This is a genomic window from Alcanivorax sp. (assembly GCF_014762765.1).
Lineage (GTDB): Bacteria > Pseudomonadota > Gammaproteobacteria > Pseudomonadales > Alcanivoracaceae > Alcanivorax.
The window spans coordinates 1-7,744 of sequence record NZ_JABURH010000148.1 but is presented as its reverse complement, the minus strand read 5'-3'; the positions used below and the strand labels follow the sequence as shown (position 1 = coordinate 7,744).

Here is a 7,744-nt window from a genome sequence, read left to right as displayed (position 1 = left end):
CCCAACTGTGCCGCCACCCGTCACGCCCACTTCATCCTCGACGGCACCGGCCCGGCCGACCTGAAAGCACCGGATCTGGAAGAGTGGCCGGACATTGCCTGGGGCAACGACGAAGGCGCCAAGCGCGTCAACCTGGATACCGTGACCCCGGAAGAAGTGCAGACCTGGCAGCCCGGTGACACCCTGCTGCTGTCCGGCAAACTGCTCACCGGCCGTGATGCGGCCCACAAGCGCATGGTGGACATGATTTCCAAAGGCGAAAAACTGCCCGTGGACTTCACCAACCGCTTTATCTACTACGTAGGCCCGGTGGACCCGGTGGGTGACGAAGTCGTCGGCCCCGCTGGCCCGACCACGGCCACCCGGATGGACAAGTTCACCCGCACCATGCTGGAAGAAACCGGTCTGATCGGCATGGTGGGTAAAGCCGAGCGTGGCGATGCCGCCATCGAAGCCATCAAGGACAACAAGGCGGTGTACCTGATGGCCGTGGGTGGTGCTGCCTATCTGGTGTCCAAGGCGATCCGTAAATCCCGTGTGGCCGCCTTCGAAGATCTGGGCATGGAAGCTATCTACGAATTTGAAGTGGAAGATATGCCGGTGACCGTGGCAGTGGACTCCACTGGTGAATCCGTTCACAAGACCGGCCCGGTGATCTGGAAAGAAAAGATCGCTGCACGTTAAGGTCCTGCATGTCACGAAGGGGGTAGTCTCGCTACCCCTTTTTTTTCCGTCCCGATCCTACAGGCGACGTTCTGTTGTGCGTATTGTTCCGGCTTTTCTCATTGGGTGTCTGATAGCGACTGTCAGCGGTTGCAGCACGGTTGTGCCGACCACTGCAGACTGGCTGGGCTGGACCCGTGCGCCGGCCCAGGTGGGTGGTCTCGACTACCATGAAATCGACGCGCTGGGCGCTCGGGTAGAGGGCTGTCAGTCTCTCTATCAGCATTACCGTGATGCCCGTTACCTGAAAGAGCAGCAGGCTGCGGCATGGCGGGATGATTGTGTGGAGCAAATCGCCCGAGCCCGCAAGGCCCGGCGTTATGCGCAACAGGTGGATCTGGAGGTGGAGCGTGCCTGGCAGGCCGTGCTGGCTCACAGGGAAGCGCAGCGCCGTCAGGCACAACGGCGCCGGGAGCTACGCGATGACATGCGTCAGGCCCAGAAAATGGCGGAAAGCCTGCGCAATGCCGAAGAAAAACAGGAAAAGGCTCAGAGCCAACGTCTGGAAAGGCTGGATGGGGCCAATATTCACAACCTGATGCTGGAAGTACCGAACCTGCCTCTGGCGTTTACCGTAGGCTCCGCCTCGGAAATGACCTTGAAACGGTTTCTGGCCTGCCTGGAGGTGTTGTATCCCAATGAGGGATATCAGATCCGGCGTGATGGCGACAAGCTGACGGTGAAGGCGGAGCGAGCCACCATGATGCGCGGTGATGTATTGCTGGAAAGTCGGTATACCAGAATCTGGGACAACTGGACCTTGCAGTACCTGTCGGTGGGGGAGATTCGGGCGGAAAATGCTCAGGATCGCTACGTGCTTGCTCAGAACCTGCTGGGATCCCAGTGTCAGCCTGACCGTAATTAGAGTCATTAAGCGGTTGGCTACCGCTTCTTAACGCTCCATCCCAAGCCCGGCATCTTCCCGAACCCGCAATTATTGTGCGTTGTCCGCAGGGTGGAAGCCGTAGGCGTAATTCACGGATACACGGTATGGCTGTGAATGACGCTTGAAGCGAATCCGTGCCTGGGAAACTGGACTCAGGCTGGGTCGCGCCCTCTGCCAGCCTGATTTATCGAATAAGTCCGGGAGCCCGGCCCCATCCCTGGGGCTACGGAGATCAATCAGGTCTTCCTGGGGTCACAGTACGAAGGCCTGGGGCCACCCGGACAATCAATATACTGTTCATTTGGTCAGTGGTCAATCAAAGCCCCGCAAACCTGTCCAAACTCCGCCGTAGGAGCGGCGCTCAAGCCGCTCCTACGCCTGCTTCAGCCCGCTCGCAATTTCGGTTTCACCGAGATCAGCAGCGCCGGCAGCAGGGTCAGGTTGCTGAGCAGGGCGACCAGCATGGCCAGGCCGGTAAGGAGGCCAAAGTACACCGTGGGGTTGAAGTTGGAGAACGCCAGGATCGAGAAGCCGGCGATGATGGTCAGCGAGGTGTAGTACATGGCCTTGCCGATGGAACCATGGCAACGCTTCATGGTGGCCACGTAGTCATTATCTTTCGGCAGCTCCTCATGGAAGCGGTGGATGTAGTGAATGGTGTCATCCACGGCGATGCCGATGGTGATGGCGGTGATGGTAATGGTCATCAGGTCCAGCGGCAGGCCAATCCAGCCCATCAGGCCCAGCACCAGAGATGCGGAGATCAGGCTTGGCACCATGCTGATCAGCGCCACCGGCAGGCTGCGGAAGAGGATCAGCAGCATTACCAGAATGGCGGCAAACACATAGCCCAGGGTCTTGATCTGGGAATCGAACAGGCTTTGCAGCATGTTGTTGTAGAGCACCATGGCGCCGGTGAGGTTCACCTGTTCGGGTTGCAGGCCGAAGTTGTTTTCCATATCAGTGCGGATCTTGGCCAGCAGGTCGTTGCGGTTCAGGTTTTCATCAGAATCGATCACCCTCACGCTGAAACGCACCTGGTTGCCGTCGTCGGACAAGTAGGGGCGTACCAGCTGGTCACGCAGATCTTCGGGAATGAAGCTGGCCAGCAGCATCAACTGGACATAGCTGAGCGGGCCCTCGTTCAGTTTTTCCGCAACCTTGTAGGTGGTGGCGATGGACAGCACCTTGCCGGTTTCCGGCAGGGACTGCAGGTAGTTCTGGATCTCCACCAACTGGGCCAGACGCGCCGGGGTAAACCAGTAGGCGCCCTTCAGCGGATTGGGTTTGGCCTGCTGTGGATCAGCAAACGGATCGTCAGATGGCGTCGCGTTTGCAAAGGGGTCTTCGCCACCTGATCCAGCGGAGAAGGGGTCACTATCGGCAAACGGATCCGGCTCTGCAGTGGCGAACGGGTCGCTATCGCCACCCGCCGCGAACGGATCTGTTGCGGCGCTGTCGTCCATGGATTCACCGTCCCAGCCGGTGGCAGGCCCGGATGAGGCTGTCGTACTGCGGGCGTCAGTACTGGGCGCATCGATGACGATATCCAGCGGTGTTGTGCCCCCGAGCTTGCGATCAATCTGCAGCATGCCCTGGTAGATTTCCGTGTCTTTCTGAAAGTAGTCGATAAAGCGGTTTTCCACCGTCAATCTGCTGATCCCCCACAGGGAGGCGACCACGGTGAGAATAGCCAGCACCAGAAGGGTGGGGCGGTGCCGCTCGGTAAAACCGGCGAACGCCAGCGTGAATTTGCGGCTGAAGTCGCGACCCTGTTGCGGCTGGCCGGCCTTGAGCGGGCCAAGGAGGGCGGGGAAGACAAGGAAGCAGACCACCAGGGCCACGCCCAGGCCAAAGGTCATCATCCAGCCGAAGTCGATCACCGGGCGAATGCCACTGATCACCAGGGACGAGAAGCCCACCATGGTGGTGAGGATCATGTAGATCATGGGCCGCATCATATGGGCGGCGGTTTCCCGGATCAGCCATTTCTGGCTGGCCTCCGGGTTCTCCTCATGGAGCTCCCGGAAACGTACGGTCAGGTGGATGGTGATCGACATGGTGATGATCAGCAGTAACGAGATGTAGTTGCTGCTGATCACCGAGACTTTCCAGTCCATCCAGCCCAGCCAGCCGGTCACGGTCAGCACGGTGACACCACAGCAGGCCAGGGGTACGACTACCCAGCGGGGGCGGCGGAAAATCATGAAAAGGGTAACAATCAGGAACGCCAGCACGCCGATGCCGAAGATTTTCAGGTCTGCACGAATGAATCGCACCAGATCCGTGGCGATCATGGGCACCCCGCCGAGGAACAGTTTTGCCTCGTCCCGGTAGCTGTCCATGATGTTGCGCACCTGATCAATCTCGCTGGCGGTGCGTTCCTGAATCTGGCTGCTGTAGTCACTGAAGGCCTGGGAGGCCTCTTCCAGCGCCTGTTCGCCGTCTTCGTCCAGCTCGCCCTCGTGTTGCTGGGCACGCAGCTCATTACGGCGGTAAAGCAGGTCGTAATATTTTTCGTCGCGCTCGAAGCTCACCAGCAGGGCGGTGGTGTTGCCGTCGTCGCTGACCAGCAGATCTTCATACAGCGGGTTTTCTTCGGTGAATTCCTTTTCTGCCAGTGACAGGTCCACATCCTCATCAGTGAGGGTCCGGTAGTCGTTGGCCAGGTCGCTGAATTCCACCTGGGGGCTGAACAGCAAAGGCACATCGAGCATGCTGTACACCGAACTGACCCGGTCGACCTGTTTCAGATCGCTCTGTAATGCCTGCAAGTGTTCCAGCGTATTGCGCTGGAATAGCGGCGCCTGGGACGGCGTATAGGTGATGATCAGGAAATCACTGCCGCCATAACGCTTGGAAATCTTCCGGTAGTACTGCAATGCCTCATCGTTCTCGAGCACCAGCGAATCCGCCGATGCATCAATCTTGAACTCCCGGGCCTGCCAGGCGGCGACCGAACAGATAAGCGCCAGCAGAGCCAGCCAGAAAACCGGGTGTGCCAGAACAACCCGGCAGTAGGCATTAAACAGTCGATGCGTCATGAAGGAATCCGTTCAGGGTAAATAATCAGAACATGGCGGCGTATTCTGCCGCAAAGCGGGTATCGAAGCGGTGAATCAGTTTGCCGGCGGGCCAGGCCAGCAGGGTGAGCAGCCCCTCGGTCCATTCTTCCTGATGCACCCGGCAGCCACCCTGACCATCGTCGATAAAGGTAAAGCGATGGGTAATGCGGGCAAAAGGCAAGTGCAAACCCCAGGTGATGCGCTCGTTTTCCTTATACTCCATCACCTTTACCACCACCGGCGCCGGTGGCAGGCCGGGCAGGTCTGCCACAAACAACAGCAGGGCGCCGGGGCGCCAATTGCCATTCAGGATACGGGCATGACGCACGACCGAACACCAGTTCTGCCAGTTGGTTGCGTCGGTAAACAGTTTGAAAGCCTGCTTGCGGGAGGCCCGAGTGTCGGTGACCTCGTCGACCAGATAGCGTTTGAGCATAATCGATCCGGTTGTTGATTAGCTTGAGCAAGGAATTATTCAGCTAGAGTACTCACTGTCTGAGGGAAGCTCCAGTCGGTCAAACGGGCCAATCCATCCGGGTTGGTTGACCTGCCCGTTGCCATTGCCTAGTTTCGGGTGATTGCGAGGAAACACCATGACCACAACGTTGCTTCCAGCTTCCATTTTACCCGGCCTCCTCGAGGTATCCCTGCGCAGCCGCCTGGATGTGCAGTCCCTGTTCGAGCGTGCCGGGATTGATGCGGACATTGTCGGTCGCAACGACCGGTTTATCAGCCTGCTACAACTGGATGAGTTGCTTTACTCAGCGTTCAGCGACAGTGACGATCCGTTGTTCGGTTTGCATGTGGGCGCTGACAATCACTATGGCAATCTGGATCTGCTTGGCAACGTGATGGCAACGGCCGACACCTTGGAACAAGGGCTGGCTATGCTGTTTCGCTACAAGGATCTGGTGGTCCCTTATCTGGACTTTTCTCTGAACACCATCGACAACGATGTGATGTTGGCGGTGGCCAGCAAGGACCCTAGCCTGCGCTTTACTGCCACCCGCACCCATAACGAAGTGGTGGTGGCTACCATGGTGGCCATCGGCCGTTCCCTGCTTGGGGGCAGCATGCCGGTAAATAGTGCCTGGTTTCTACATGGCGAGCCGGTGGCGGATCAGTTGGCGGTCTATCAGCAGTTTTTCCAGTGCCCGTTGCACTTTGCCCAGCAATACAATGCAATCACCATCCCGGCCAGCCTGTTGGCTGAACCGCTACCTCGAGCCTATCCCAAATACAATGAGCGTCTGCGCAAATCCGCGGACCAGGTGTTGTCGGGTCTGTCACGGGCTGCCGGTGTGTCCGGGCAGGTGATCAAACAGCTGGAAATCATGCTGGGAGGGCAGGGCGTGACCATGGAAGCGGTGGCTGATGCCCTCGCCATGACGCCCCGCACACTCCAGCGTCGTCTGCAGGAGGAGGGCACCCGCTTTGCCCAGCTGCGGGACCAGGTTCGCCATCAGCATGCCTGCCAGGCCCTGCGCGAGCCGGGTTGTGACATGCAGGCATTGGCCATGGAACTGGGGTTTTCCGATACCGCCAATTTCTACCATGCCTTCAAGCGCTGGCAGGGCTGCGCGCCGGGCCAGTACCGCAAGCAATTCGCCTGATATCGACACCGCTGCGACGTTTTGCCGCATTGGCATTGCCGGCCGTATCCGTAGGCTGCTCGCTATCGTAATTCAGTGGGGAAGCTAGATGCGGAAAACAGTTCATCTTCTCGTCGCGGCAACCGCGATGACCATCATGGGTCAGGCTCAGGCCCATTACGATGGCGGGCGTGCTGACAGTCATGCGCCCATTTCGGTGATGGGCGACCACACCCATGGCAAAGGCGAATGGATGCTGTCCTATCGTTATATGGGCATGGGGATGAGTGGTGCCAGGTCGGGCAGTGAGTCGCTGAGCACCAATGAAGCCTTCGGCGAGATCCCCGGTATGGGCATGATGAACATGAAGGCATTGCCTTATGAAATGACCATGCACATGCACTTGCTCGGGGCCATGTACGCACCGACGGACAATCTCACCCTGATGGCCATGTTGCCGTACACCACCAACAAGATGACCACCAAAACTCGCATGACCATGATGATGAACACCATGGATGACGAGTTCGATACCGAAACCTCCGGTATTGGTGATGCCAGCATTGGTGGCCTTTACAAGTTCTTCGACCAGGACGGCTATCGTCTTCATCTGAACCTGGTGTTGGGGCTGCCCACCGGCTCCATTGATGAAGAAGACTATGTGCCCATGCAGGGCAAGGAGATCCAGTTGCCATATCCCATGCAGTTGGGGTCTGGCAGCTACGAGGCGCGCCCGGGCATTACCCTGAACAAGCAATATCAAAGCTGGAGCTGGGGTGCGCAGGTGAGTGCCAGAATCGCGCTGGATGAGAATGATCAGGGTTACAAACTGGGTTCCCGACGTTACCTGACGGCCTGGGCGGCGAAGCCAGTCAGTCCCTGGGCCTCTGTCTCTCTGGCGGCCTACAAAAGCTGGTGGTCGGACATTCATGGCCAGGCGGAAGATCTGACCATTTCACCCAACATGAATCCTGCCGCCGATCCGGACGCCAAGGGTGGGCAGCGACTGGATATCGGTCTGGGGCTGAACCTGTTGGGCAAGAACGGCACACTGAAGGGCCATCGTTTGGCGCTGGAATACAAGGCCCCGGTTCACCAATCCCTGCATGGTGTCCAGATGGAAACCGACTACACCTTCACGGTGGGTTGGCAGAAGGCCTTCGGCGGGAAATAAGAGGCTGTCGCAGGATGGACCAAAAAAAAGCCGCCTTAAAAGGCGGCTTTTTTATGATTCGATGGTGCCGGAACGCGGAATCGAACCGCGGACCTACTGATTACGAATCAGTTGCTCTACCGACTGAGCTATCCCGGCATGCCCGTTATTCAGAGCGGCGCTAGTTTAGCAGGACGCCCCGGGCTGGCAAGTAGCGGCGTCAAGAAACCTGCTTGATGCCGGCCAGTTTGCGGGCGTGCCATTTCTTGGCGTCCACATCCATGCCGCGCAGGATCTGTATGCGCTGTGCCTGGGGGCTCCCGGC

6 protein-coding genes and 1 tRNA gene are annotated in these 7,744 nt (G+C 58.5%); 4 read left to right on the top strand and 3 right to left on the bottom strand.

Annotation, left to right across the window (positions count from 1 at the left end; all coding sequences use genetic code 11):
* Positions 1–684, top strand: a 684-nt coding sequence (locus HUJ17_RS10665) for a fumarate hydratase C-terminal domain-containing protein (protein ID WP_290510675.1), incomplete at its 5' end; no start/stop codon positions are given.
* 142 nt (positions 685–826) lie between these two features.
* Complete coding sequence (locus tag HUJ17_RS10660) at positions 827–1,588, top strand: hypothetical protein (protein WP_290510674.1); 762 nt, start codon at positions 827–829, stop codon at positions 1,586–1,588.
* A 404-nt stretch (positions 1,589–1,992) separates the two neighbouring features.
* Here the strand turns inward: HUJ17_RS10660 and HUJ17_RS10655 are convergent, their stop codons facing one another.
* Both HUJ17_RS10655 and HUJ17_RS10650 read right to left on the bottom strand, forming a co-directional pair.
* Complete coding sequence (locus HUJ17_RS10655) at positions 1,993–4,653, bottom strand: MMPL family transporter (RefSeq protein WP_290510673.1); 2,661 nt, start codon at positions 4,651–4,653, stop codon at positions 1,993–1,995.
* 25 nt (positions 4,654–4,678) lie between these two features.
* Complete coding sequence (locus tag HUJ17_RS10650) at positions 4,679–5,110, bottom strand: SRPBCC domain-containing protein (protein WP_290510672.1); 432 nt, start codon at positions 5,108–5,110, stop codon at positions 4,679–4,681.
* A 157-nt stretch (positions 5,111–5,267) separates the two neighbouring features.
* Here HUJ17_RS10650 and HUJ17_RS10645 point away from each other — a divergent pair, with 157 nt between their 5' ends.
* Positions 5,268–6,287: an AraC family transcriptional regulator gene (locus HUJ17_RS10645; protein WP_290510671.1), complete on the top strand. Its 1,020-nt coding sequence runs from the start codon at positions 5,268–5,270 to the stop codon at positions 6,285–6,287.
* 127 nt (positions 6,288–6,414) lie between these two features.
* Positions 6,415–7,440 (top strand): transporter, encoded by a 1,026-nt coding sequence (locus tag HUJ17_RS10640; protein WP_290510670.1) that lies wholly within the window; start codon positions 6,415–6,417, stop codon positions 7,438–7,440.
* 62 nt (positions 7,441–7,502) lie between these two features.
* Here HUJ17_RS10640 and HUJ17_RS10635 read toward each other — a convergent pair.
* Positions 7,503–7,578, bottom strand: a tRNA-Thr gene (locus HUJ17_RS10635).
* Positions 7,579–7,744 lie beyond the last annotated feature (166 nt).

Coding starts and splice junctions, on each gene's coding strand:
- HUJ17_RS10645 (WP_290510671.1), top strand. CDS start 5,268: ATGACCACAACGTTGCTTCCAGCTTCCATTTTACCCGGCCTCCTCGAG.
- HUJ17_RS10650 (WP_290510672.1), bottom strand. CDS start 5,110: ATGCTCAAACGCTATCTGGTCGACGAGGTCACCGACACTCGGGCCTCC.
- HUJ17_RS10655 (WP_290510673.1), bottom strand. CDS start 4,653: ATGACGCATCGACTGTTTAATGCCTACTGCCGGGTTGTTCTGGCACAC.
- HUJ17_RS10640 (WP_290510670.1), top strand. CDS start 6,415: ATGACCATCATGGGTCAGGCTCAGGCCCATTACGATGGCGGGCGTGCT.